Origin of the sequence: Burkholderia anthinoferrum, assembly GCF_002925705.1 — a bacterium.
Taxonomy (GTDB): domain Bacteria; phylum Pseudomonadota; class Gammaproteobacteria; order Burkholderiales; family Burkholderiaceae; genus Burkholderia; species Burkholderia semiarida.
The window spans coordinates 46,559-71,117 of record NZ_LFZP01000061.1 but is presented as its reverse complement, the minus strand read 5'-3'; the positions used below and the strand labels follow the sequence as shown (position 1 = coordinate 71,117).

At 66.6% G+C, this 24,559-nt stretch carries 22 protein-coding genes and 2 pseudogenes; 10 read left to right on the top strand and 14 right to left on the bottom strand.

Going from position 1 to position 24,559, the window contains the following annotated elements; translation table 11 throughout:
• Positions 1–155, bottom strand: a pseudogene (locus C5F75_RS29685) (hydrolase); the annotation flags it as partial.
• A gap of 306 nt (positions 156–461) precedes the next feature.
• Between C5F75_RS29685 and C5F75_RS29680 the strand changes: the two are divergent.
• A complete protein-coding gene (locus C5F75_RS29680; RefSeq protein ID WP_081059213.1) occupies positions 462–743 on the top strand; it encodes a XapX domain-containing protein in 282 nt (93 codons plus the stop codon).
• 29 nt (positions 744–772) lie between these two features.
• Positions 773–919, top strand: a complete 147-nt coding sequence (locus C5F75_RS37715) for a hypothetical protein (protein WP_407641368.1) — start codon at positions 773–775, stop codon at positions 917–919.
• Between the two features lie 134 nt (positions 920–1,053).
• On the opposite strand, the gene C5F75_RS29670 is transcribed toward C5F75_RS37715, so the two are convergent.
• Both C5F75_RS29670 and C5F75_RS29665 read right to left on the bottom strand, forming a co-directional pair.
• On the bottom strand, positions 1,054–1,791 hold the full coding sequence (locus C5F75_RS29670) for a YoaK family protein (protein WP_104013165.1): 738 nt from the start codon (positions 1,789–1,791) through the stop codon (positions 1,054–1,056).
• Positions 1,773–2,009 (bottom strand): DUF1427 family protein, encoded by a 237-nt coding sequence (locus C5F75_RS29665; RefSeq protein WP_089466075.1) that lies wholly within the window; start codon positions 2,007–2,009, stop codon positions 1,773–1,775. The genes C5F75_RS29670 and C5F75_RS29665 overlap by 19 nt, the downstream gene beginning before the upstream one ends.
• 227 nt (positions 2,010–2,236) lie before the next feature.
• Between C5F75_RS29665 and C5F75_RS29655 the strand changes: the two genes are divergently transcribed.
• The 4 genes from C5F75_RS29655 (at position 2,237) to C5F75_RS36960 (ending at position 5,447) form a co-directional block, all read left to right on the top strand.
• Positions 2,237–2,956, top strand: a complete 720-nt coding sequence (locus tag C5F75_RS29655) for a TetR/AcrR family transcriptional regulator (protein ID WP_060314486.1) — start codon at positions 2,237–2,239, stop codon at positions 2,954–2,956.
• Positions 2,957–3,098: 142 nt separating this feature from the next.
• A complete protein-coding gene (locus tag C5F75_RS29650) occupies positions 3,099–3,974 on the top strand; it encodes an alpha/beta fold hydrolase (protein WP_104013163.1) in 876 nt (291 codons plus the stop codon).
• A 40-nt stretch (positions 3,975–4,014) separates the two neighbouring features.
• Positions 4,015–5,157 (top strand): FAD binding domain-containing protein, encoded by a 1,143-nt coding sequence (locus C5F75_RS29645; RefSeq protein ID WP_104013162.1) that lies wholly within the window; start codon positions 4,015–4,017, stop codon positions 5,155–5,157.
• 59 nt (positions 5,158–5,216) lie between these two features.
• Positions 5,217–5,447, top strand: coding sequence for a hypothetical protein (locus tag C5F75_RS36960; RefSeq protein ID WP_181035492.1), 231 nt, complete (start codon positions 5,217–5,219; stop codon positions 5,445–5,447).
• 38 nt (positions 5,448–5,485) lie between these two features.
• Here the strand turns inward: C5F75_RS36960 and C5F75_RS29635 are convergent, their stop codons facing one another.
• Positions 5,486–5,791 (bottom strand): DUF4148 domain-containing protein, encoded by a 306-nt coding sequence (locus C5F75_RS29635; RefSeq protein ID WP_104013167.1) that lies wholly within the window; start codon positions 5,789–5,791, stop codon positions 5,486–5,488.
• 222 nt (positions 5,792–6,013) lie between these two features.
• Entirely contained in the window at positions 6,014–6,481 is a 468-nt protein-coding gene (locus tag C5F75_RS29630) for an MEKHLA domain-containing protein (RefSeq protein WP_059579075.1), read from the bottom strand.
• 211 nt (positions 6,482–6,692) lie between these two features.
• Here C5F75_RS29630 and C5F75_RS29625 point away from each other — a divergent pair, with 211 nt between their 5' ends.
• The 3 genes from C5F75_RS29625 to C5F75_RS29615 are packed head-to-tail and all read left to right on the top strand — an operon-like array spanning position 6,693 to position 12,986.
• The gene (locus C5F75_RS29625; protein WP_059579072.1) at positions 6,693–9,932 is read left to right on the top strand and encodes an efflux RND transporter permease subunit; all 3,240 of its coding nucleotides are present in this window, start codon (positions 6,693–6,695) and stop codon (positions 9,930–9,932) included.
• Positions 9,933–9,985: 53 nt separating this feature from the next.
• The gene (locus tag C5F75_RS29620) at positions 9,986–11,413 is read left to right on the top strand and encodes an efflux RND transporter periplasmic adaptor subunit (RefSeq protein ID WP_059579068.1); all 1,428 of its coding nucleotides are present in this window, start codon (positions 9,986–9,988) and stop codon (positions 11,411–11,413) included.
• A 31-nt stretch (positions 11,414–11,444) separates the two neighbouring features.
• Positions 11,445–12,986 carry an efflux transporter outer membrane subunit gene (locus tag C5F75_RS29615; RefSeq protein WP_059579066.1) on the top strand — a complete coding sequence of 514 codons (1,542 nt, stop codon included), beginning with the start codon at positions 11,445–11,447 and terminating at the stop codon, positions 12,984–12,986.
• 465 nt (positions 12,987–13,451) lie between these two features.
• On the opposite strand, the gene C5F75_RS29610 is transcribed toward C5F75_RS29615, so the two are convergent.
• The 8 genes and pseudogenes from C5F75_RS29610 to C5F75_RS29575 all read right to left on the bottom strand — a co-directional run bounded on the left by C5F75_RS29610 (position 13,452) and on the right by C5F75_RS29575 (position 20,498).
• Positions 13,452–13,802: a type II toxin-antitoxin system ChpB family toxin gene (locus tag C5F75_RS29610; protein WP_059579063.1), complete on the bottom strand. Its 351-nt coding sequence runs from the start codon at positions 13,800–13,802 to the stop codon at positions 13,452–13,454.
• Entirely contained in the window at positions 13,796–14,047 is a 252-nt protein-coding gene (locus C5F75_RS29605; protein ID WP_081066622.1) for an AbrB/MazE/SpoVT family DNA-binding domain-containing protein, read from the bottom strand. Before C5F75_RS29605 ends, C5F75_RS29610 begins: the two co-directional genes overlap by 7 nt.
• A gap of 169 nt (positions 14,048–14,216) precedes the next feature.
• Positions 14,217–15,677 carry a heavy metal sensor histidine kinase gene (locus tag C5F75_RS29600; protein ID WP_059579061.1) on the bottom strand — a complete coding sequence of 487 codons (1,461 nt, stop codon included), beginning with the start codon at positions 15,675–15,677 and terminating at the stop codon, positions 14,217–14,219.
• Positions 15,674–16,351: a heavy metal response regulator transcription factor gene (locus C5F75_RS29595; protein WP_059579057.1), complete on the bottom strand. Its 678-nt coding sequence runs from the start codon at positions 16,349–16,351 to the stop codon at positions 15,674–15,676. The genes C5F75_RS29600 and C5F75_RS29595 overlap by 4 nt, the downstream gene beginning before the upstream one ends.
• A 204-nt stretch (positions 16,352–16,555) precedes the next feature.
• A pseudogene (locus C5F75_RS29590) lies at positions 16,556–17,089 on the bottom strand (methyl-accepting chemotaxis protein); the annotation flags it as partial.
• Positions 17,090–17,172: 83 nt separating this feature from the next.
• A complete protein-coding gene (locus C5F75_RS29585; RefSeq protein WP_144029783.1) occupies positions 17,173–17,646 on the bottom strand; it encodes a hypothetical protein in 474 nt (157 codons plus the stop codon).
• A gap of 91 nt (positions 17,647–17,737) precedes the next feature.
• Positions 17,738–19,024 (bottom strand): MFS transporter, encoded by a 1,287-nt coding sequence (locus tag C5F75_RS29580; protein ID WP_059579051.1) that lies wholly within the window; start codon positions 19,022–19,024, stop codon positions 17,738–17,740.
• A 49-nt stretch (positions 19,025–19,073) separates the two neighbouring features.
• Positions 19,074–20,498: a M20 family metallopeptidase gene (locus C5F75_RS29575; RefSeq protein WP_059579048.1), complete on the bottom strand. Its 1,425-nt coding sequence runs from the start codon at positions 20,496–20,498 to the stop codon at positions 19,074–19,076.
• Between the two features lie 134 nt (positions 20,499–20,632).
• On the opposite strand from C5F75_RS29575, the gene C5F75_RS29570 reads away from it, so the two are divergent.
• The gene (locus C5F75_RS29570; protein WP_059579045.1) at positions 20,633–21,529 is read left to right on the top strand and encodes a LysR family transcriptional regulator; all 897 of its coding nucleotides are present in this window, start codon (positions 20,633–20,635) and stop codon (positions 21,527–21,529) included.
• A gap of 274 nt (positions 21,530–21,803) precedes the next feature.
• On the opposite strand, the gene mdeB is transcribed toward C5F75_RS29570, so the two are convergent.
• On the bottom strand, positions 21,804–24,491 hold the full coding sequence (gene mdeB / locus C5F75_RS29560) for an alpha-ketoglutarate dehydrogenase (protein ID WP_059579043.1): 2,688 nt from the start codon (positions 24,489–24,491) through the stop codon (positions 21,804–21,806).
• Positions 24,492–24,559 lie beyond the last annotated feature (68 nt).

Sequence of the window (24,559 nt, the reverse complement as noted above, 5' to 3'; positions counted from 1 at the left end):
TTGAAGACCTTCGCGGCCTTCGCGAGCCCGACGACGTTGTTCTTCAGCGTCTGCCGATCGATCGACTGCACGCCGAAGGCCATCTGCGGCTGCTGGTCGATGAAGATCAGCTGGCTGTTGTGCGGGGTAAGTACTTCAAGCTTGGGGTTGCTCATGGTGATGATGTCCTTTGACGCGGAGAAAAATGAGACTCGCCTGGCCGACGAATCCGCGAGGCGTCCAATGCGCGGTGTCGGAAGCGTCGGCGGCCGGCCTGCGTCATTCAATACGCGAATGTGCAGCCGCACCAGTTAATTGTTCTGATTCTCGCCACGCTCGACATTCAGACTGAAAAGTTCTGAATTTCATTGAATGCGCTAACGACGAGCGCGCGGACCTGATAGGCTGGCCCAAGACTTTCGGATCGACGCCAGACCGGTAGGTGTCCGTATTTTTAACGGCTGTCATTTCATTCCAGAACGATGAAACCGTACACTGCTTCGCTTTTCGCCGGCATCCTCGCCGGCGTCGTCTACGCGCTGATCGGCGTGCAATCGCCGGCGCCGCCCGCCGTCGCCCTCGCCGGCCTGCTTGGCATTCTGGCCGGCGAACAGATTCTTCCCGTGGTGCGACGAATGCTCGACGGCATCCGACCGGGAACCGCGTGGCGCGACGCGAAGTGCAGCCAGCACATGTTCGGCCCGTTACCTGGCGCTCACACCTCCGACGCTTCCGTGAAGCGCCGCGAATCGACACCGACGTGACAGGCACACGTCGAGCGAAGCTCACGCGCATGGGCCGCGTCGTCGTCGACGAAGGCCACCATCTTCTTGATGCTGCCGAACAGCTTGAACGGAAGGCGCAGCGCGCGAAGTCGCGCGTTGTGCGTGATTTGCGCATCCGCCGCCCCGAGTGTCGGTTTCCGGGAGATCAGCCGTGAACGGTCGAGGCGTCTGGCGCTTGCCGACCTGAATCAAGCCATTCTCGAAGCCAGCGTTGACGGAATGAAGAAACGGGAGCGGCTTCGCCGCCCCCGATGCCGCGCACAGCCGACGCCGCGCGCGGTATCGGCGCTCAGCGCGCCGCGGACTTCTCGCCGGTCCGGCCGGCGCGCCAGGTGAGGAAAACGAGCATCGCGAGCGGCAGCGCCAGCGCCCAGAACGCGGCGTACAGGTAGGCGCTCGCGCCGGCGCCCGCACCGAGCGCGAACCCGGCGACCGGCGGCAGCGTGCGTCGCAGCCGCGCGCGCGCGGCTTCCCGTTCGGCCGGCGCGGCGATCGGCACGAGCCAGTCGAATGCATCGATGACCGCCTGCGTGACGTTGCCGGTCATCACGGTATTCGCGACGACGGTGCGCGCGGTCAGCCGGCCGTGCGCGTTCTGCACGCCCATTGCCGCCGCACCCAGCAGCCCGCAGACGATCGTCGCGGGCGCATCGGCGCTGCCGATCGGCGACGCCGCGACGCCCGCGAGCATGAAGCCGGCCAGCAGGATCGTCTGCAGCGCGTACAGCGAGCGCGCCCGCGGGCCATGCCCGCGCACGCGCATCCGGTGATCGAGCAGACGGGCGGCCACGATGCCCGCGATGAATGCCGGAAACGCGAGCCACTTGATCATCAGGCCCTGGCCGACACCGGCGAGGCCCGAGCCGATCAGGATGAAGTTGCCGGTAACGTGCGCGGTGAAGAGCCCGAACAGCGCGACGAAGCCGAGCGTGTCGACGTAGCCGGCGATCGAGGCGAGAAACACATCCTCGCCGCGCAGGCGATCGGGGGCCGCCGCGCCCGCTGCCGTTACTTGCGCGGGCTGCATGTCGTGGCTTCCGCGGTTGGGTCGACGGTGCCCGCATCGCGGACCTGCGCGGCGCGCGCGCGCCATTGCGCCCGCGCGAGCGCGACCGCATGCTCGCGCAAGACGAGGCCGAGCCGGCCCGCCAGGGCGATCGGCGGCGGCGCGGGCGATTGCACGCGCACGAGGGGGTGCGGGAGGCCGACTGCGATGCCGGCTCCCGGCGAGATCAGGTAAGGCATGGTCCGTTCCGGTTACGCCGCCGGCCGGGCCGGCCGAAGGGATTCGGCCGCGTGCGGCGGCTCGGGAGCAAGACTACGGAATGCGGGCCTGAAAGTCATGGCGGCGAACTGAATCGTTCTGAACGCGCGGGGCGGCGACGCCCGCGCCGCGTGGCCGGCTTCGCGGTGGCGCGCCTTGCTATTTTTCGATCGATAAGTGCAGAATGGCCGCATTCAGGAGCCGACGCATGACCGACACCAAGCGCAAGGCAGCGCCCCGCACGCGCGGGGCGACCGCCGACGACACCGCCGCCACATCGGGCCGCCGCCTCACGCCGGAAGCGCGCGAGCGGCAGATCGTCGAAAAGGCGGTCGAACACTTCGCGACCCACGGTTTTTCCGGCAGCACGCGCGAGCTCGCGCGGCAGATCGGCGTGACCCAGCCGCTGCTCTACCGGTATTTCCCGAGCAAGGAAGCGCTGATCGATCGCGTATACGACGAGGTCTACACGTGGGATCCCGAGTGGGAAAAACTGATCGCCGACCGCTCGGTTCCGCTGCAGCAGCGGCTCGTCGCGTTCTACCGGTCGTATGCGCAGACGATCCTGCGGCGCGAATGGATTCGCACGTTCATCTTCGCGGGGCTCAGCCGCGAGGGCTTCAACACGCGCTATCTGTCGCGGCTGCGCGAACGCGTGTTCCTGCCGGTGCTGCGCGAGCTGCGGCATGCGTACGACATCGCGACGCCGGCGTCGGAAGCGCAGCGCAATGCGGAAATCGAACTGGTGTGGAGCCTGCACGCGAGCATCTTCTATCTCGGCGTGCGCAAGTGGGTATACGGGCTGCCGGTACCCGACGATCTCGACGCGGAAATCGAACGGCAGATCGACGCGTTCCTGAACGGCACGCCGGCCGCGCTGAAGCGTGTCGCGTCCGACGCAGCCGCGAAGCGCGCCCGCCGCTCGTGATGCCGCGGCGCGGCGTGGCGTTGCACCGCGCCCGGGCCGATTCAGAACGATTCAGCCGCGACGGTCGCTGCTTGCCCTATGCTCGGACAGCATTGGACGCGTGCCGTACCGCGCACCGTCCGCATCGAACCGGGGCTCCCACATGACGACCGACACGCTCGCACTCACCCATCACACCATTACCGCGAACGGCATCCGCCAGCACGTCATCGATGCCGGCGCCGGGCCCGTCGTCGTGCTGCTGCATGGCTTTCCCGAAACCAGCTTCGCGTGGCGCCACCAGATCCCGGTGCTCGCGCGGCACTACCGCGTGATCGCGCCCGACCTGCGCGGCTACGGCGAAACCGACAAGCCCGCGGCCGGCTACGACAAGCGCAACATGGCGCGCGATCTCGCCGCGCTGCTCGATGCGCTCGGCATCGACCGCATCGCGCTCGTCGGCCACGATCGCGGCGCACGCGTCGCGACGCGTTTCGCGAAGGACTTCCCCGCGCGCGTCGAGCGGCTCGTCGTGATGGACAACGTGCCGACGCGCATCGTCGCGCAGAACATGACCGCGCAAACGGCGCGCGCGTACTGGTTCTTCCTGTTCCACCAGGTGCCCGACCTGCCGGAGGCGCTGATCGCGGGCAAGGAAGCCGAATGGCTCAGCTATTTCTTCGCCGACTGGTGCTACAACCCGCATGCGATCTCGGGCGATGTATTCGACACGTACGTACGCGCGTATCGGCGCCCGGGGGCCGTGCGCGGCGCGTTGGCCGACTATCGCGCGAACGCGGAAGACGTGCAGCAGGATCTCGTCGATGCGGATGTCAGGATCGGGTGCCCGACCATGGCGATCTGGGGCGAGGATTTCTACGCGGTCGGCAAGATGTTCGACATGAAGGCCGTATGGGAAGGCATGGCGGCGAACCTGCGGGCCGAGCCGATCGCGCTGTGCGGGCACCTGCCGCACGAGGAGCAGCCCGAGCGCGTGAACATGCTGCTGCTCGATTTCCTGCGCGGCTGGGCCGGCTGACGCAACGCCGCTGCACGCGGCATCATCGGAGGACCATCGGATGGGACACGGATCGGGCCGCAAGGCCGTCATCGCCGGCGGATCGGTCGGCGGGCTGTTCGCGGCGACCGCGTTGCGCGCGGCCGGCTGGGACGTCCGCGTATTCGAGCAATCGCCGCACGAACTCGACAGCCGCGGCGGCGGCATCGTGCTGCAGCCGCCGATCGAGCGCGCGTTCGCGTTCGGCGGCGTGCCGCTGCCGCGCGAGGCCGGCGTCGATTCGATCGACCGGATCTACGTCGACGCACAGGACCGGATCGTGCAACGCTTCGCGATGCCGCAGACGCAGACCGCGTGGAACGTGATCTACACGGCGCTCAAGCGTGCGCTGCCGGCTGGCATCCTCCACGCCGGCGACGCGTTCGAGCGGTTCGAGCAGGACGGCGCGCGGATCGTCGCGCACTTCGCGAGCGGCCATGCCGAGACGGCCGATCTGCTGATCGGCGCGGACGGCGGTCGCTCCACCGTGCGCGCGCAGTTGCTGCCGGACGTGCGGCCGACGTATGCGGGCTATGTCGCGTGGCGCGGGCTCGTCGACGAACGCGCGCTGCCCGAGCAGGTGCTGGTTCTGCTGCGCGAACGCTTCACGTTCCAGCAAGGCGACCGGCACCTGTTCCTCACCTATCTGGTGCCCGGCGCCGACGGCGCGCTCGAACCGGGCGGGCGGCGCGTGAACTGGGTGTGGTACCGGCGTCTCGCGTCCGACCGGCTGGCATCGCTGTTCCTTGCACGCGACGGCACGCAGCGCGACGGGTCGCTGCCGCCCGGCGCGATGCGCGACGACAACCGCGCGGAACTCGTCGACGCCGCCGACCGGATGCTCGCGCCGACGCTCGCCGCGCTCGTCGACGCGACACCCGCGCCATTCGCGCAGGCGATCCTCGATCTCGCGGTCGAGCGGATGGCGTTCGGGCGCGCGGTGCTGCTCGGCGACGCCGCCTGCATGGTGCGCCCGCACACGGCGGCGGGCGTCGCGAAAGCGGCCGACGATGCGGTCGGTCTCGCGCAGGCGTTGCGCGACGTCGCGCCAGGCAGCAGGTTCGACGCCGGGCTGGCCGGCTGGGACGCCCGTCAGCGCGCCGCCAGCGCATCGATCGCCGCGCGCGGAATCGCGCTCGGCGCACGTTTGATGGGCGCGGCCTGAGCGTTCGCGGGCCGCGTGTCATGCGCCGGGCGCGGCGCATCGGACTCCGGGTCGAGCGCGTGCAGCACGCTCGCGCGCCCGCCGTCGTCATCCGGCAGTTGCGGCTGGCCGCGCGCGAAGGCCGGCGTGGCGGCGGCCGTGCCGAGGCAAAGAGCGAGCAACGCAGCGGCGACAAGCTTGCGATTCATGATGACACTCCCGAGAACGATTCGATGGGGACGCGCCGCCGGCACGACCGCGCGAGCGAAAGCGATTCGTTGCGTGACGGGTGCGTTGCCGGCGTCGAATGACCGACGCCGGCGGCGGACGGCGGCTGAAAAAACCGCGTTCAGTGGTGCTCGAACAATTGCTGCGTGTCGAGCGACGCGAGCGACGGCATGCCCGTCCCGGCGGCGGCATCCGGCCGTGCAGCGACCGACTGCGGATGCTGGGCGGCGACCTTCGCCTCCGCTGCCTGGATGTCCTCGGGATAGTAAGGATCGCTGCCGACCGGCCGATAACCGGCCTTTTCGACACGGACGAGATCGGCGCGCACGTCGGCCCGTGTGAGCGCATGGTCGGCGGTTTGCGCAAATGCGACGATCGGTGCGCTCAGCGCACAGGAAAGCAGGACTGCACGAATCAGGTTGTTCATGATGTTCACCTCTCAAAGATGGCGTGTTCGCGTCCGCAGATCAGGCCGGACATCCGCTCCCCATCGATGTGATGAAGAGTTGGGATCATTCTGCGATTCGCGCGCTTTCCTGAAGGTGAGCCTTCGATTACGGTTTTGTTATCCGGGCGCGGGCGCCCGTCGTGCAGGGGCGCCCGGCTCGCCGGGCACCGCGCAGGCGCGCACGTCGGACGACCGTCGCGTTCATGCGGACGCGTCGAGCGGCCGCACTTCCGGAATCATCGCGGCCTGGCCGCGCACGATTCCATCTGCGTCCGTGAGTTGCCACACGGTCGCGCGCTCGATCCAGAACCGCTTGCCGGATTTCGTGACCCGCACGCCGCGGTATCCGGACACGAAGCCGTCCCGCATCACCTTGTCGAGGAATATCTGCCGCTCGCGCCGCTCCATCGGCTCCGCCGACAGGCGCGACGGCAACGCCGTCAGTTCGTCCCAGTCGTATTCGAAAATCGCCTGCGCGCGCCGATTGCCGTACACGAACACCGGATCGGCCGACGTGTCGTGCGCCAGCACGCCGAACGGCGCCGTCTCGTACAGCCACGCGGCGCCGTCGGACGCGCTCATGCCGTCGGGAACGAGCGGGCGGTGCAACAGCCGGCGGTAGGAATCGGCGAGAAGGAGGAAGAAATCTGCATCGGTGCGCAACGACATCGGTCAGGCTCCTGAAAGCGGCGGGATACGGGAACGCGTGAAGGTTCACGGCCGGACATTATAGGGACGAAGCGGCGCGGCCGACGCCGCCGCGTCCGCACAGATAACGACTTCGTAATCTTCGGGTCAGGGTCGGGTCAACGCCGCGCCGGCAGACTGCATGCTCGTCGCATCGAATGCGCATCCGAGCCTTGCTTCGAGGAGCACCATCATGTGGATCGTCCGGCTGGCGTTACGCAGGCCCTACACGTTCGTCGTACTCGCGCTGCTGATCTTCATCGCGGGGCCACTTGCCCTGCTGCGCACGCCGACCGACATTTTTCCGAGCATCGACATTCCGGTCGTCAGCATCGTCTGGTCGTACAACGGCTTCTCCGCGGAGGACATGGCCAAGCGGATCACGTCGAACTACGAGCGCGCGCTCACGTCCGACGTCGACGACATCGAGCACATCGAGTCGCAGTCGCTGAACGGCGTGTCCGTCGTGAAGATCTTCTTCCATCCGGGCGCCGACATCAATCGCGCGATCGCGGAAGCCGCGAGCAACGCCGCGTCGATCCTGCGCATCCTGCCGCCCGGCACGCTGCCGCCGAACATCATCACGTACAACGCGTCGACGGTGCCGATCCTGCAGCTCGGGCTGTCGAGCGGCACGCTCGCCGAGCAGCAGCTGTACGACCTCGGCAACAGCTTCATCCGCACGCAGCTCGCGACCGTCCAGGGCGCGGCCGTGCCGCTGCCGTTCGGCGGCAAGATCCGCCAGATCGTCGTCGATCTCGATACGCGCGCGCTGCAGGCGAAGGGGCTCGCGCCGATCGACGTCGTGAACGCGATCAACGCGCAGAACCTGATCCTGCCGGGCGGCACCGCGAAGATCGGCACGCACGAATACAACGTGCAGATGAACGGCAGCACGCAGACGGTCGCCGCGCTGAACGACCTGCCGGTGAAGACGATCGGCGGCAATGTCGTGTACGTGCGCGACGTCGCGCACGTTCGCGACGGCTACGCGCCGCAGACCAACATCGTGCGCGTGGACGGCAAGCGCGCGGCGCTGCTGACGGTCGAGAAGACCGGCAGCGCGTCGACGCTGACGATCATCGACCAGGTGAAGGCGATGCTGCCGAAGATCGCGGCCGGCCTGCCGAAGGCGCTGCACATTTCGCCGCTCGACGATCAGTCCGTGTTCGTGAAGGCGGCGGTCCAGGGCGTCGTGCGCGAGGCGCTGATCGCCGCGTGCCTGACCGCGCTGATGATCCTGCTGTTTCTCGGCAGCTGGCGCGCGACGCTGATCATCGCGGTATCGATTCCGCTCGCGGTGCTCACGTCGCTGCTCGCGCTGTCCGTGCTCGGCCAGACCATCAACATCATGACGCTCGGCGGGCTCGCGCTCGCGGTCGGGATCCTCGTCGACGACGCGACCGTCGCGATCGAGAACATCACGCATCATCTGGAGCTCGGCGCGCCGCTAGAGGAAGCCATTCTGACCGGCGCGGGCGAAATCGCGGTGCCGACCTTCGTGTCGACGCTGTCGATCTGCATCGTGTTCGTGCCGATGTTCCTGCTCACGGGCGTCGCGCGCTATCTGTTCGTGCCGCTGGCCGAGGCCGTGATCTTCGCGATGATCGCGTCGTACTTCTTCTCGCGCACGCTGGTGCCGACGCTCGCAATGGCGCTGATGCGCGCGAAGGGGCAAGGCCGGCCGCCGCGCGGCGTATTCGCGCGCGTCGCGCGTTTCCAGGCCGCGTTCGAGCATCGCTTCGAGGCCGTGCGGCTGCGCTATCGCGCATTGCTCTCGGCGGCGATCGCGCGGCGCCGCCGCTTCGCGGCCGCGTTCCTGCTCGCGTGCGTCGCGTCGACGGGCCTCTACGCGTTCGCCGGGCAGGACTTCTTTCCGTCGGTCGACACCGGCGAAATCCGCCTGCACCTGCGCGCGCCGACCGGCACGCGGATCGAGGAAACCGCGCGGCTGACCGACGAAGTCGAAGCGAAGATCCGCGGCGTGATCCCGGCCAACGAACTCGCCGGCGTGCTCGACAACATCGGCGTGCCGGTGAGCGGGATCAACCTCACGTACGACTCGTCCGACCCGATCGGCACCGAGGACGCCGACGTGCTCGTCACGCTGAAACCGAATCACGCGTCGACGGCCGCATACGTCGCGAAGCTGCGCAACGTGCTCGCGCAGTCGTTCCCCGGCGTGACGTTCGCGTTCCTGCCGGCCGACATCGTCAGCCAGATCCTGAACTTCGGGCTGCCCGCGCCGATCGACATCCAGATCGTCGGCAACAAGCTCGACCAGAACCGCGCGGTCGCGAATGCGCTGCTCGCGAAGCTGCGCGGCGTGCGCGGGCTCGTCGACGCACGCATCCAGCAGCCCGGCGACGAACCGGCGATCAACGTGAACGTCGACCGCACGAAGGCGATCCAGGCCGGCCTCGAACAGCGCGACGTCGCGCAGAACCTGCTGATCGCGCTGTCCGGCAGTTCGCAGACCACGCCGAACTTCTGGCTCGATCCGCGCAACGGCGTCAGCTACCCGGTGCTCGTGCAAACGCCGCAATACACGGTGAATTCACTGCAGTCGCTCGCGAACGTGCCGCTGCCGGCCGGCACCGCACGCGCGCCGCAGACGCCGGCCGGCGGCCCGGCCGCGGGCGCGCCCGCGCAGAACCTGCTCGGCTCGTTGGGCACGTTCTCGCGCTCGACGCAGCAGGCCGTGGTGTCGCACTACAACGTGCAGCCGGTGCTCGACATCTTCGCGTCGGTGCAGGGGCGCGACCTCGGCGGCGTCACGGCCGACGTGACGAAGCTCGTCGACGCCGCACGCGCGCAACTGCCGCCCGGCTCGTCGATCGTGCTGCGCGGCCAGGTGCAGGCGATGCACGAATCGTTCACGGGCCTGCTCGGCGGCCTCGCGCTCGCGATCGCGCTCGTCTACCTGCTGATGGTCGTGAACTTCCAGTCGTGGCTCGATCCGCTCGTGATCGTCGGCGGGCTGCCGGCGTCGCTCGCCGGCATCGCATGGATGCTGTTCGTCACGCGCACCACGCTGTCGGTGCCCGCGCTGACCGGCACGATCCTGTGCATCGGCATCGCGACCGCGAACAGCATTCTCGTCGTGAACGCGGCGCGCGAGCTGCTCGCGGGCGGCGCGTCGCCGTGGCAAGCAGCGCTCGATGCCGGCTTCAACCGCTTCCGCCCCGTCGTGATGACCGCGCTCGCGATGCTGATCGGCATGCTGCCGATGGCGCTCGGCCTCGGCGATGGCGGCGAACAGAATGCGCCGCTCGGCCGCGCGGTGATTGGCGGCCTCGCGTTCGGCACGGTGTCGACGCTGCTGTTCGTGCCGGTGGTGTTCGGCTTAGTCCACGCGTGGCTCGCGCGGCGCCGCGACGCCGCGGCCGCCCGGCGCGCGCAGCCCGCGCCCGATACGCCGGCACTGCGTTGAGCGCGCACGGCCGCCCCTTCCCATCCTTCGATTCGCCCGACCCCGGACCCATCATGAACGACTCGATCGAACCCGTCGCCCCGCCGCCGGCCGCCGAAACGGCCACCGCGGCCCCCGCTGCCGCAGCCGTGCCGCCCGCCGCGCGCGGCGCCGCCTCCGACACCCCGCCGGCTCGCCGCGGCCGCAAGCTGACCGTGCCGCTCGCGGCCGCCGCGCTCGCCGCCGCGCTGCTCGCGCTCGGCATCGTGCCGCGTATCGACGCGCGCGCCGCGCAGCGTGCGCAGGTGGCCGCGCAGCAGGCGCTGCCAGTGTCGGTCGTCGTGCCCGGCACGGCGCCGGCCGACCAGACGCTGACCTTGCCCGGCGCGGTGACGCCGTATGCGGACGCATCGATCTATGCGCGCACGAGCGGCTATATCGCGCACTGGAGCGCCGATCTCGGCACGCACGTGAAGGCCGGCCAGACGCTCGCGCAAATCTCGGCGCCCGATCTCGACGCGCAGTTGCGCCAGGCGCGCGCGGACGAAGCGAGCGCGCAGGCGAACTACGACTATGCGAAATCGACCGCGCAGCGCTGGCAGGACATGCTGAAGACGCAATCGGTGTCGCAGCAGGACACCGACACGAAGGTCGCGGACATGAACGCGAAGCGCGCGATGCTCGCCGCCGCGCAGGCGAACGTCGCGCATCTTGCCGAACTCGTGTCGTACGAATCCGTCACCGCGCCGTTCGACGGCGTGATCACCGCACGCAACGTCGACGTCGGCACGCTCGTCACCGCGGGCGGCACGCCGGGCAGCCCGGGCCTGTCCGGCGAACTGTTCCACCTCGAACAGACGGACACGCTGCGCGTGTTCGTCGATGTGCCGCAGGACAGCGCGACGGGCGTGTCGACCGGCACACCGGTCTACCTGACGACGCCGCAGTATCCGGGGCGGCGCATCGCCGCGCGCGTCGCGCGCAGCGCGGGCGCGATCGATCCCGTCACGCGCACGCTGCGCGTCGAGATCGACGTCGACAATCGCGACGGCACGCTGATGCCCGGCGCGTACGCGCAGGCGCATCTCGTCGTGCCGAGCGCGGCGCCGGCGCTCGAGCTGCCGGTCAGCGCGCTGCTGTTCCGCCCGAACGGCGTGACGGTGGCCACCGTCGGCGCGAACGGGCGCACCGCGCTGAAGACCGTGCAGATCGGGCGCGATTTCGGCACGCGGGTGGAGATCGTCGCGGGGCTCGCGGCAACCGATCGCGTGATCGACAACCCGGGCGATGCGATCACGGCCGGGGAGGCCGTGAAGATCGTGTCGACCGCGCACGATGCAGCGCCGGTCGCTGCTTCGCCGGCTTCGGCCGCTTCGGCCGCTTCCGCCCCGCAGGCCGCGCAACCTGCGTCTGCGGCCGATGCACGCAACGTGCCGCCGCCGCGCGCGGCCGGCGCCGCACCGGCTACATCGACACCCGCTGCCGCGCCCGCCCGCGGCTGACCCATCGACGACGAATCACGAGATACCTGCCATGCGCCTCCGTCATCCGCTTCCGTTCGCACGTCGCATCGTCACGCTCGCCGCCACCGCCGCACTGACCGCCTGCTCGACGCTGCCGCCCTATTCGCCACCCGCCGTCGCGGTGCCCGCGCACTACGCGGGCGCGCCGGCCGCACCTGCCGCGCAGGCCGGCTGGCACGTCGCGATGCCGGCCGACGCCGCCGCGCGCGGCGCGTGGTGGACGGTGTTCGGCGACGCCGCCCTGAACGCGCTCGAAGCACGCGTCGACGTGTCGAACCAGACGGTGAAGAAAGCCGTCGCCGATCTGCAGCAGGCACGCGCGATGGTCGACTATCAGCACGCCGGATTCCTGCCGACGATCACCGCGGGCGTCGCGCAAAGCCGCGCGCGCGTGTCGCAGAACCGGCTCGGCTCGTCGCTCGCCGGCAAGACGACGCCCGACTACCAGGCCGGCGTGGCCGCGAGCTGGGAGCCGGACGTGTTCGGCCGCGTGCGCGATGCGGTGACGGGCGCGCAGGCGAACGCGGCCGCGAGCGCGGCCGACCTGCAGGCCGTGAAGCTGTCGGTCACGGCCGAACTCGCGACCGATTATTTCGCGCTGCGCTCGCTCGACACGCAGAAGCAACTGCTCGACGACACGGTTAGCGCGTACGCGGACGCGCTGACGCTGCTCAGGCAGCAACTCGCGGCCGGTGCGATCGACGCGTCGGCCGTCGCCCAAGCTCAGACGCAACTCGAATCGACGCGCACGCAGGACACCGACATCGACGCGTCGCGTGCGCAGTTGCAGCACGCGATCGCGACGCTCGTCGGCGAAAGCGCGTCGACGTTCGCGCTGCCGCCCCGCGTGCAGGCGTTCCACGTGCCGGCCATTCCGGCCGGCGTGCCGTCGCAACTGCTAGAGCGGCGGCCCGACATCGCGGCGGCCGAGCGTCGCGTCGCGGCCGCGAACGCGCAGATCGGCGAGGCGCGTGCCGCGTTCTTTCCCGATCTGGTGTTGTCGGCGAGCGCCGGCCTCGAGAGTTCGTTCTTCGCGCCGTGGCTCACCGCGCCGAGCCTGTTCTGGTCGATCGGCCCGCAGCTCGCCGGCACGCTGTTCGACGGCGGCCGCCGCAGCGCATCGCTGCGCGGCGCGCATGCGCAATACGACGGCGCGGTCGCCGATTACCGGCAAACCGTGCTCGTCGCGTTCCAGCAGGTGGAGGATCAGTTGTCCGCGCTCGATGCACTCGCTTCCGAAGCCGGCAGCCAGCAACGCGCGACCGACGCGGCCGATCTGTCGCTGCGGCTGACGACGAATCGTTTCAACGCCGGCGCCGTCAGCTATCTCGATGTGGTGACCGCGCAGACGATCGCGCTGACGAACCGGCGCACCGCCGATCAGATCGACGCGCGCCGGATGGAGGCGGCGGTCGGCCTGCTGAAGGCGTTGGGCGGCGGCTGGCAGGCGGGCGCGGGCGCGGAATCAGGCGCGGAATCGAACGCCGGCGCGAAGGAACACGCGGGGGCCGTGCGGCCCGAACCCGCCGTCACGCAGCCCGCGGCCGGTTGAACGTGAGAGGCGCGCAGCCGTAGCACCATTTCAACTCTTCGATCGGCGGACGAAAGGTTGCACGTCGGTAATACGGCTCGTTGACGTCACACTGCGACATATCACCGTCAGTCATGCGAACCATGTCTTCCCCATCACTTGCGCCCGGGTCGATTGCCTTGCGGTAGTTGGGTGCCACTCTCCGGTCTCGTACGTCCGGTTGACCTGCCGCTGGCAAGCGAATGGTCCCCGGCCTCGTTCTGGATCAAGCTCCAATAATGCTGGGGCGTGCTCGCGTAATTGTCCATCTGCGAGCAGGGCTTCGACCAATTCGCCGGCAATGACGTCGCCGAGACGCTCCGCATCGAACAGCCGCCCGCGGTTGCACGCGCCAACGCCGTGCGCGCCGCATTTGAGGCAGCGAACCGACGCGTTGATCGCACTGTCGATTGGGATGTCACTTACCGGCGAGGCCGGCGTTTCCCGTCATTCCAAAATGGTTTGCAGGCGAGCGAGCGCATCTTCGACAACTTCAATGGGGGCACGCTCGACCTTGCGTGCGCCGCGCGCCTCGAGGTCGAGCGTGCGGACCATGTTCACCAGCGCCACGCCCTGCGTCTCCGTCCCCGAACCCGAGAGCGGCACAGCGAATCCCGCGTATCGCGCGAATTCGCCGCCCTGCGTAATTGGCGCGACGAGCGCCACGCCAAGCGTGTTGAACGCGGCGGGTGACAGAACCAGCGCGGGACGGAAATCCCCTTGCTGTTCTTTGCCCACTGTCGGATTCAGGCTAACCCGCACGATATCGCCACGGTCGAACTTGACGCGCCTCACCATGCCTCACGTCCCACGGGCTTGACTTCACCCCACGCAACGAGGTCTGCCGGTTGCGGAGCCTTCGGATCGCATTGCGCAACGAGTTCATCCAGCGAATATTTGCGCCGCGCGGGTGAAAGCAACACGCCATCCGGCCGTACATCGGCGCGCAGAGAACTGCCAGCCGACGCGCCGATCTGCTCCAACAACACAGCAGGAAGCCGTACGGCCGCACTGTTGCCCCACTTCTGAATTTTGAGTTCCATATCATGCTCCGAATGTTTATCCATTGTAGACACGCGCCGCAGAAATGGCAAGCCGTTTGTATCTACATTGATTCTACATTCGGTTCGTTTGAAGACCCCGCAAACGGCTGCCCTGTTTCGAACGCCGGCACGAAGGACCACGCGGCGGCCGCGCAGCCCGAACCCGCCGTCACACAGCCGGCGGCCGGTTGAACGTGAGCACGAAGCGCGTGCCGCGCGCGTCGCTTTCGACCTGCGCGGTGCCGCCGTGCAGTTCCATCACCGAGCGCACGATCGCGAGGCCGAGCCCTGCCGTGCCGCCCGGCGCGCCGCCGCTGCGCGCGGGGTCGCCGCGCACGAAGCGGTCGAAGATCCGCGGCAACAGCGCGGGATCGATCGGCTCGCCCGGATTCGCGACGACGACGCGCACCGCGTCGGCGGTTTCATCGACACTCAGCGTGATGACGCCGCCGGCGGGCGTGTAACGCAGCGCGTTCGCGAGCAGGTTGCCGACCGCGCGGCGGAACAGCTCGACGTCGGCGGTCAACTGCCCGTGCCCGTCGACGCGCAGCGCCGAGCCCGCCTCGTCGGCGAGCCCCTCGAAATACTCGGCGATGCGCTCGAGTTCGTCGCGCACGTCGAATGCGCGCTGCCGCGTGACGAAGCTCGGATGCTCGGCGCGCGCGAGAAACAGCACGTTCTCGATCATCCGTGCGAGGCGATCGTATTCCTCGAGATTCGATTCGAGCAGCGTCTGGTACTCGTCGGCCGAACGCGGCCGCGCGAGCGCGACTTCGGTGGCGCCGCGCATGTTGTTCAGCGGCGTGCGCAAGTCGTGCGCGAGATCGGCGCTGAATTGCGACAGATGCGCGAACGCCTGCTGCAGGCGGCCGAGCATCGCATTCTGCGCATCGACGAGCGCGCGCAGCTCCGGCGGCGCGCGCGACGCGTCGAGCCGCGTGTCGAGCTTGTCGACCGTGATCCGGCCGGTGTCGTCGACGATCTCGCGCAGCGGCGCGAGCGCCTTGCGGATCAGCCAGTAGCCGAGCAGCAGCGCGAACAGCGCGCCGACGCCGCCGGCAAGCATGAGCCGGTTGCGGTAGCCGTCGAGCAGTTCGGCCCGGTCGCGCATGTTGCGCGCGATCGCGATGCGGATCGGCGTGCGGTCGCCGAGCGCGGCCTCGATCGCGACGCCGCGCATCGGCGTGCCGCCGGCGGCGGTCCATGTGACGAGCCGGTCGGCCGTGATCCGGTCGTTCGCGGGAACCGGCGCCGCGTGCGGCGCGAACAGTTGCGCGTCGGCCAGCGGAACCGATGCGGCCGCGGGTGCATCGTCGAGCGCGACGAGCCGGACGTTGTGGCGCGCGAGCACGTCGCCCTGCGCATCGACGACGACCATCGACAGCGCCTCGTTGCCCAGCACCTGGCTCGTCAGCCGCTCCGCGTGCGCGCGAACCGCATCGAGCGACTCGAGCTCGCCCGCGAGCCGGCGCGTGTGGCGCGCGGCCAGCACGATGTCGAGATCGTCCTGCGTGTTCACCTGCCGCTCGAGGCCCGCATACACATACGCGCCGACGAGCGCGAACGCGGCCAGCGTGGTCGCGGCGAAAGCGAGCGCGAGTGTCGCCGCGAGCGAGCGCGCGCGCGTCATGCGCCGTCCTTCGGCTCGAGCACGTAGCCGACGCCGCGCACGGTATGGATCAGCTTGACCGGAAACGCGTCGTCGATCTTCGCGCGCAGGCGCCGGATCGCGACCTCGACGACATTGGTGTCGCTGTCGAAATTCATGTCCCACACGTACGATGCGATCTGCGTGCGGCTCAGCACCTCGCCCTGCCGGCGCGCGAGCAGTTGCAGCAGCGAGAATTCGCGCGGCGTCAGGTCGATTCGCGTGGCGCCGCGCTTCACGCGGCGGCGCACCACGTCGATTTCCAGATCGCCGACCGCCAGGTGCTCGGTCTCGCGCGGCGGCCCGCGACGCGCGAGCGTGCGGATGCGGGCCAGCAGCTCGACGAACGCGAACGGCTTCACGAGGTAATCGTCGGCGCCGAGTTCGAGGCCGTGCACGCGGTCCTGCACGTCGTCGCGCGCGGTCAGGAACAGCACGGGCGTCGTATGCGTCTCGCGCAGCCGCTTGAGCACGCCCCAGCCGTCGAGCACGGGCAGCATCACGTCGAGCACGATCACGTCGTAACGCTCTTCCTGCGCGAGCATCAGCCCTTCGGCGCCGTCCTTCGCGAGATCGACGCTGAAGCCCGATTCCTCGAGCCCTTTCTTCAGGTACGCGCCCGTTTTCGGTTCGTCTTCGACTATCAGGATGCGCATGGCCGGCTCCGTCGCATTCGTGGTGACATACGGCGATGTTACCCGGAAACGGCGACACGGCCGCGCTCCGTGCAGGCCCGAGCGGCGTAGATGACAAAACGGTAATCGGCCCGTCAGCCTGGCGTGCGGTCGCGGCGCCAGGCGGCGGATTCCCGTCCCGTCGGTCCAGCGCGATCGCGGCGCGTATGCCTAAACACGCCGGCTCTACGGCGCTTCACCGCGTCCAAGGCGAAAAACCGAGATGACCTCCACCCGTTCCCGTGACTGCTGGCGCAGACTGACCGCCGCCGCCGCCGTTTGCTCGACCAACGCAGCGTTTTGCTGCGTGGCGCGCTCCATCTGGCCGACGGCTTCGCCGATCTGGGCCACGCCGAGCGATTGTTCGGCGCTCGCGGCACTGATTTCACGCATCGTCTCGGTGACGCGACGAATGGAGTTCACGACTTCGGTCATCGCCACCCATGCGCGCTCGACTTCGGTCGAACCTTGAGCAACGCGCCCCACGCTCGAGCCGATGAGCTTCTTGATCTCCCTGGCCGCATCGGCGGAACGTCCGGCCAGGCTGCGCACTTCGCTGGCGACCACCGCGAAGCCCCTGCCCTGCTCGCCGGCGCGCGCGGCCTCGACCGCCGCATTCAAGGCCAGAATGTTCGTCTGAAAGGCAATGCTGTCGATGACACCCGTGATGTCCGAGATTTGGCGGGAGCTGTCGTTGATGCCCTTCATGGTTTCCACGACGTGACCGCGACACCGATTTGCCGGGACTAGTCATTGACCAGCCGCTCGGTCTGCAACGGCCGGGCAAAGCGATTTTCATCGCCTCAATGGATCAACATGTTCTCGGCGATCGCGTGCTTCAACTCCTTCAGCACAAGCGCGAGCAGACGAGATACCTGCATTTCGACCTCGTCGCCGTCGAAAGTAACGAGGGCACGCACCCTGTTGCCTTCGATGCCGCCGAGCCAGTCGAGGTGTTGCGGGCGTGTCGACCACATCAGCAACGGCACGCCTCGCGGCAATCGACTCAATCGGCAATCCGCGCTCGTCTTCGCCGCATCCGGGACGTTACCCGGCATGAGCGACTCGCTCCATGCACGATGCGCATCGACGGGATCGTCAATCTGGAGAAGCGCGACTTCCGGCATCGCCGCGAAGCGGGCTACGGCCGCTGAAACCGCGGCCGAGCCCGGGCTCGGATCCATGACGACACACACGCGAGCCCGCTCCGAAGGCGGTAACAGCCAGTTCCACGTCGAAGCCCCCGACGATACCGCGCCCAGTTTCCTTGCACTCATGCCGATCACCTCGCATGTCGTCGAAACAAGTCTCGCGCCGCACCCGGCGAAGCCATCGCCCGGCCGTGCGGCGTTCTCTCGATGCGCTGCCTTATCGGAGATTCAACATCGATCGACAGCCGCGCAATGCAAACAGACTCAGCACGCCGAGCAGCATCAGATAAAACGCCGGCGATGCCAGATTGCCCGTCTGATGGATCAGCGACGCGACGATCAGCGGCGCGAAACCGCCAAACAGCGTGACGCCGATGTTGTAGCTGATCGCCATGCCAGTCGCTCGCGTTTCGGTCGGAAATACTTCCGCCATCAGCGCTGGCAGCGCGCCAAAATAGACCGCCTTCAGCGTCCCCATCCAGGCCATCATCGCAATGAGTCTTCCCAGATCGGGATGCGCGCCAAGCAATTTGAAAACCGGATAAATGGTCAGAATGAAGGCTATCCCGGCCCAGATCATCAGCCTGATGCGGCCGATCCTGTCCGAGAGATGACCGACGAACGGCGTAACGAACGTCAGGATGGCGCCGGTCAACGTCGTTGCAATGAAACCGAAACTGGCAGGCAGATGAAGTTCACGTACCGCGTAGGTCGGAATATAAAGAATGACGTAACTGGCGCCGGTGGAAAGAACGAGCGTACCGATCGCCAGCAACATTCTGGCTTTCTGATTGACGAACACTTCCCTCACCGGGAACGATGCGGGCCTTTCACGCCTCGCGCCGTCGGCCTCATGCACGTGCTTTCGCAAGTACAGGCCGACCGGGCCGATCAGCACACCAAAGAGAAACGGTATGCGCCAACCCCATGCGTCGATGGCGTCTCCATCGAGGATCAACGTGAGGAGAACGCCGAAACCGGCCGCGAGCATATAGCTCAATCCTTGACTCGCGAACTGGAAGCTGGCGAACAATCCCTTGCGCTCGGGACACTGTTCCACCAGAAACGCGGTTGTGCTGCCGAACTCGCCGCCCGCGGAAAATCCCTGAAGCAGCCGAGCGCAGATGACCAGAATCGGTGCGATCACGCCGATCGACGCGTAACTCGGCATCAGTGCGATCGTCGTCGTGCCGATCATCATCGTCACGATCGACACCATCATCGACGCCTTGCGGCCGCGACGATCCGCATACGAACCCAGCACCAGCGCTCCGATCGGCCTGGCCAAATACGAGATCGCGAACGTCCCGAACGTCAGAAGAAGGGATACCCCGCTGCTCGACGCTGGAAAGAAAGCCTTTGAAATCGAGATTGCGAAGAATCCGTAAATCAGTATGTCGAACCATTCCAAGGCATTGCCGACGGTTGCGGCGGACACCAGCCGCAACACGTTTGGAGCTTGTTCTCTCGTCGGCGCGGCATCCACCATTTCCATAGTACGCATCTCATTCTCCGTTCACTTACGATGACAAGTGCATTAAAAAATTGGCGTCTTATGCGTGGACGACAAGCGCTCCTTCCTTGCGCCGATCCCGGACGGCGGATGCCGACTCCCCGAGATCCCAAAATATGCCGGCCATGATCTGCAGCGCCTCACGCGCGACACTTCCAAGGAGGTGTTCGTTCGGTGCGTGCTGGGAGCAGGCTCCGTATGAGTGCGGAATCCAGATCGTCGGAAGGCCCAGAACCTCGGAAAAGACGTCGTTGGGCAGCGACCCGCCAAGATTGGGAAGCAAATCCGGCTGCTTTCCGGTCGTCCGCTCGATCGAATCGAGCGCCCATGCGACCCACGGATCTTCCGGCGGCAGACGCGTGGCGCCCATTCGCTCGCCGATTGCAACCTCGACCCTGTCGAACCCGCATTCGTCGAGGCGATGCCGTAGAACTTCTTCGATACGCTCGCAATCCGTACCGACGACGTACCTGAGTTGGCAATGCGCGTGCGCGACGGGCGGAATCGCGCCGATCGGGCTGGTCGGGTTACCGGTGGTAAAGGCCAGTACTTCGAGCGCGTTCCATGCATAGACGCGCTCCTGGGCCGTCAAATCGGGCTCGCCCCAATTGCCATCGACGTGAGGATCGTCGGGCCCGCCACCGACGGCAATATGCTTCAGCGCCGTGCGTACCGAAGCCGGAATATGCGTCGGCAACAGCGCGTCGACGAGGATCCGCCCGCGCCCGTCGACGAGCGACGAAATCGCGTTCGCGAGCACGGTTCCGGCATTGCCGAGCGCTCCTCCCCAATTTCCGGAATGATGGGCGCCCGACCGGAGCCGGACGGAAAGCGTGAAGTTCACGAATCCACGCGACCCGAGAAAAACGCAGGGGACGTTCGACCTGGCCCGAGGGCCATCCGAAGCGATCAGAACGTCGGCGGCGAGAAGGTCCTTGTTCTGCTCGCAGACCGCGCGCAGCCCGGGCGATCCGGTTTCTTCCCCCATCTCGAGCAGCAGCGTCGCATTGAAGCCCAGGCGTCGATTCCTGGCCTCGATGACTTGCTCCAGCGCGGCCAGGTTGATCGTGTGTTGCCCTTTGTTGTCCGCGGTGCCCCGCCCGAACCATTGGTCTCCTTCAACCGTAACGTTCCATGGCGACATCTGGTCCTTCCACTGTCCGTCATGGCCACGGACGACATCACCGTGCCCGTACATCAGGATCGTCGGAAGCGAGGGGTCCTCGATACGCGTCGCGATCAAAAACGGCGCGCTCCCCGCAACCGGGTTCTCGACGATACGAGACTCAAAGCCGATACGGTCGATCGATGGGACGATCTCGTCGACGAGGTATGCTCGAAGCTCGCCTTCCCGTCCGGAATCCTGACTTTCCGTCGTCATGGAGACGCGTCGCGCGAGATCTTTCAGAAAGCCCCCCGAATCGAAATATGTTGTGGCAGAGTCGATTGCTTGATGGCGCGTCATGGTGATCCTCGCGTGTATCGTGGAAGAGCGGCTTGTTCGACCTTGATGGATCAAGCGTACGGAGCCAAAACGCGCACTACAATTGACTTTTTTGCGTGCCCTGCTTTCGAATAACGCAAACTTGGCGGCCCGTCATGCACAACGCTGCACTCCGATACTTCCTTGCCGTTGCCAATACAGGTTCGCTGAGCGAGGCGTCCGAGAAGCTGCACGTTTCGATCTCGGCGATCAGCCGTCAGATCACGAAGCTGGAGGAGGAGGTTGGCTGCCCGTTGTTCGAGCGTCAGGCGCGCGGCATGGTCCCCAACAAGGCCGGGGAGCTGCTGGCTGCCCATGTTCGTAGAACCCTGCTCGAAGGTCAGCAGGTGATCGAGGAGATCAAGGCGCTGAACTCGTTCGATCGGAGCACGATCCGCGTCTCGACGTCGGAAGCGTTTGCCCGGGATGTCCTCCCTCGCGCCATCACGCAATTTCTGGAGAAGTCGCCCGGTACCCGTTTCGAGGTAGCGGTGACGGCGCCGAAGGAGGTGACGGCACACGTACGGAGCGGCGAAGCGGATATCGGCCTGACTTTCGGTGTTGTACGAGAGCCGGAGATCAACGTCGAGTACACGCAGAGCGCGCCCATTTGCGCCGTCATGCCGCGTTCTCACGTGCTGGCTGGTCGCGCGACGGTATCGATGGCCGAGTTGCGGAATTTCCCGATTGCGTTGCTTGACCGTGGCACGACGATCCGTCAGCTTTTCGATACGACGGCGAGCCTCGAGAATCTTCTTTTCGAGCCTGTCCTGACCTGCAACAACTCCGGCACGCTGTATGCATTCACTCAAATGTCGGGGGTCGTGTCGCTGACCAGCCGCCTGACGGTACGGGCGCGTCTGGCGACGGACGGCCTGGTGGCGATACCGATCGACCATCCGGGCATGTCGTTGCGTGCGATCCAGATCCAGACCTTGTCGGGCCGCGAGTTATCGACTGTACTGATCGACTTCATTGGCGAACTGGTGAAGCAACTGCATACGGCCGACTAGACACGTGGCGACCCGTACCCGTGTCCCCACCGAGCCCCGACATCCCGCGACTACGGTGGGCAAAGAAACCACGAACCTGAGCAGAACCTCCTTTGCCGTCCGCCCAAGGACGCGCCTTTCTTTTGGTTACTTTTCTTTGGAAGACAAAGAAAAGTGACCGCCGCCCCGCGCAGGGGCGACGCTGATAGACCGATAGCAAGACAGGTTCAACGACAAGGGCGTGGAGAACCACTTAAAACAACGACCCACGCACATATTCGACAGAAAGCACACGTTAGTACGCCACCACCCCGACGACACCAGACGCCCCCGACCGTTGGCGGGCCTCATTCCCCACCACCGGCCCCTCGAGGGCCTTCAACCCGGCCTGCACGATGGCCTGAGCATCCACCTCAAAATACCGCCGCAACTGCGCGCGCGAATCGCTTCGACCGAACCCGTCGGTCCCAAGCGTGACATATCGCCGTCCTTCTGGAATATATGCACGAACCATTTCCGGAAGCGCTTTCACATAGTCCGACGCGGCGACGATCGGCCCAACGGTCGCGCGCAGCTGGGTGGAAATCCACGATTCCCCGATGTCTCCGGAACCGAGCCGCCATTCCCGCTCGCATCGCGCGCCATCCCGCCCCAGCTCGACATAGCTGGTAATACTCCACACGTCCGCGGACACCTCATGCAACCGCTCGAATTCGTCCGCCGCCTTGAGAACCTCCCCCATGATCGCGCCGCTGCCGAACAACTGAACCCGCCTCTGAAAGCGGCCGCCCCGTCGAAACAGATACATGCCTTTCACGATACCTTCATGCGACGCATCGGCAATACTTGGTTGCGCGACGTTTTCATTGGTCACGGTGACGTAAAAGAACTCGTCGTGCGCGTCACTCAGCATGCGCCGCAACCCGTAGTCGACCAGGACCGCCAGTTCACCGGCAAAGGACGGATCGTACGCCCGACACGTCAGTATCGTCGACGCGAGAAGATGGCTCGAGCCATCCTGATGCTGCAATCCTTCTCCTCCCAGCGTCGTGCGGCCTGACGTGGCGCCGACGAGAAAGCCTCGGGCTCGCTGGTCGGCAGCCGCCCAGATCAAGTCGCCGATACGCTGAAAACCGAACATGCTGTAGTAGATATAGAACGGCATCATCGGAATACCGTGCACGGCGTAACTCGTCGCGGCGGCCGTCCACGACGAGATGGCTCCCGCCTCCGTGATGCCTTCCTCGAGAATTTGACCATCGGACGCTTCACGATACGAGAGCATCGATGAATTGTCTTCCGGATCGTACAACTGGCCGAACGGCGCGTAGATTCCGACCTGACGGAAAAGATTCGCCATGCCGAACGTTCTGGCCTCGTCCGCCACGATCGGAACCAATCGCGGGCCGAGGCTGGCGTCCTTGAGCAGCGCACCAAGTTGCCTGACGAAGGCGGTCGTCGAACTCATGACCTTGCCGTCCGCATTCAGCGAGAAGCCCGCGACGCTCGCCAGTTCGGGCACCGCCAGTCGCTCGGATGCCGCACGTCGCTGAGGGAGATAGCCGCCAAGCGTCTCGCGACGCTTGCGCAAGTACCGCAGTTCATCGCTATCGTGCGCCGGCCGATAGAACCGCGCTTCCGATGCCTCTTCGTCGGAAAGCGGGAGCGCGAATCGATCCCGAAAGGCAAGCAGGTCGTCCCGCTCCAGCTTTTTCTGCTGATGCGTCGTCATACGCCCTTGCGCGATCGTGCCCATGCCATAGCCCTTCATGGTCTTGGCCAGCACAACCGACGGCCGACCATTCCTGACCGTCGCCGCGGCAAAGGCGGCATGGATTTTCACGGGATCGTGTCCGCCGCGCCGAAGCATCGCGATGTCGTCGTCGGACAACGAATCCACCAGCGCTCGCAGTTCCGGCGTCCGGCTGAAGAACGTCTCGCGATTGAATGCGCCGTCATTGGCCGACAACGTCTGGAAATCACCATCGACGGTGTTCGCGAAAGCGCGTTCGAGCACACCGCCATGATCGCGGCCGAGCAACGCATCCCACTCGGAGCCCCAGATGCATTTGACGATGTTCCATCCGGCGCCGGCGAACAATGCCTCGAGTTCGTCGATGACCCGGCCGTTGCCGCGAACGGGGCCATCCAGTCGCTGGAGATTGCAGTTGATGACGAATATGCAGTTGTCGAGCCGCTCGCGAGCCGCGAGTGTCAACGCGGCGATCGACTCGGGCTCGTCCATTTCTCCATCGCCGAAAAAACCCCACACGCGACGATCGCCGTGCGCCTTCAAGCCACGATTTTCCATGTACCGCATGAACCGCGCCTGATAAATGGCGTTGAGCGGCCCCAGCCCCATCGATCCGGTTGGAAACTGCCAGAAGTCCGGCATCAAAAAGGGATGAGGATATGAGCTCAATCCCCGGATGCCGCCGGCCTCCGCCACGATCTCCTGGCGATAATGGGACAGCGATTCTTCCGACAGTCGCCCCTCGAGAAATGCCCGCGCGTAGACACCCGGCGCCGAGTGCGCCTGGAAAAACACCAGATCGCCGCCGTGCACCGCATCCGGGCCGCGGAAAAAATGCTGGAAACCGACCTCGAACAGGTCCGCGGCCGAAGCATAGCTCGCGATGTGTCCGCCCAGTTCGCCCTGCGCCCGGTTGGCGCGGACCACCATCGCGAGCGCGTTCCACCGTATCAACGCCGCGATCCGCCGCTCGATTTGCAGATCGCCCGGATAGGCAGGCTGCTCGTCGGGCGCCACGGTATTGACGTACGGCGTGATCAGAGGCGGCCTCCACGCGACGCGACGGGCGTGTGCATGCGCCAACAACGAGTCGAGAAGATGGCGTGCACGTTCCTTGCCTTGATCGCCGCCCCACGCATGCAACACGCCATCGAGCGCGTCGCACCATTCCCGGAGCTCTTCCGGGTCGGGATCGGTCGTCGTGGTCGGAAGTCGATTCTGCATGTCCATACTTTGCACCCCGAATTGACGATATACACGCCGCGTTCCGACTCCACTTGCAGTCGGAACGCGGCCAA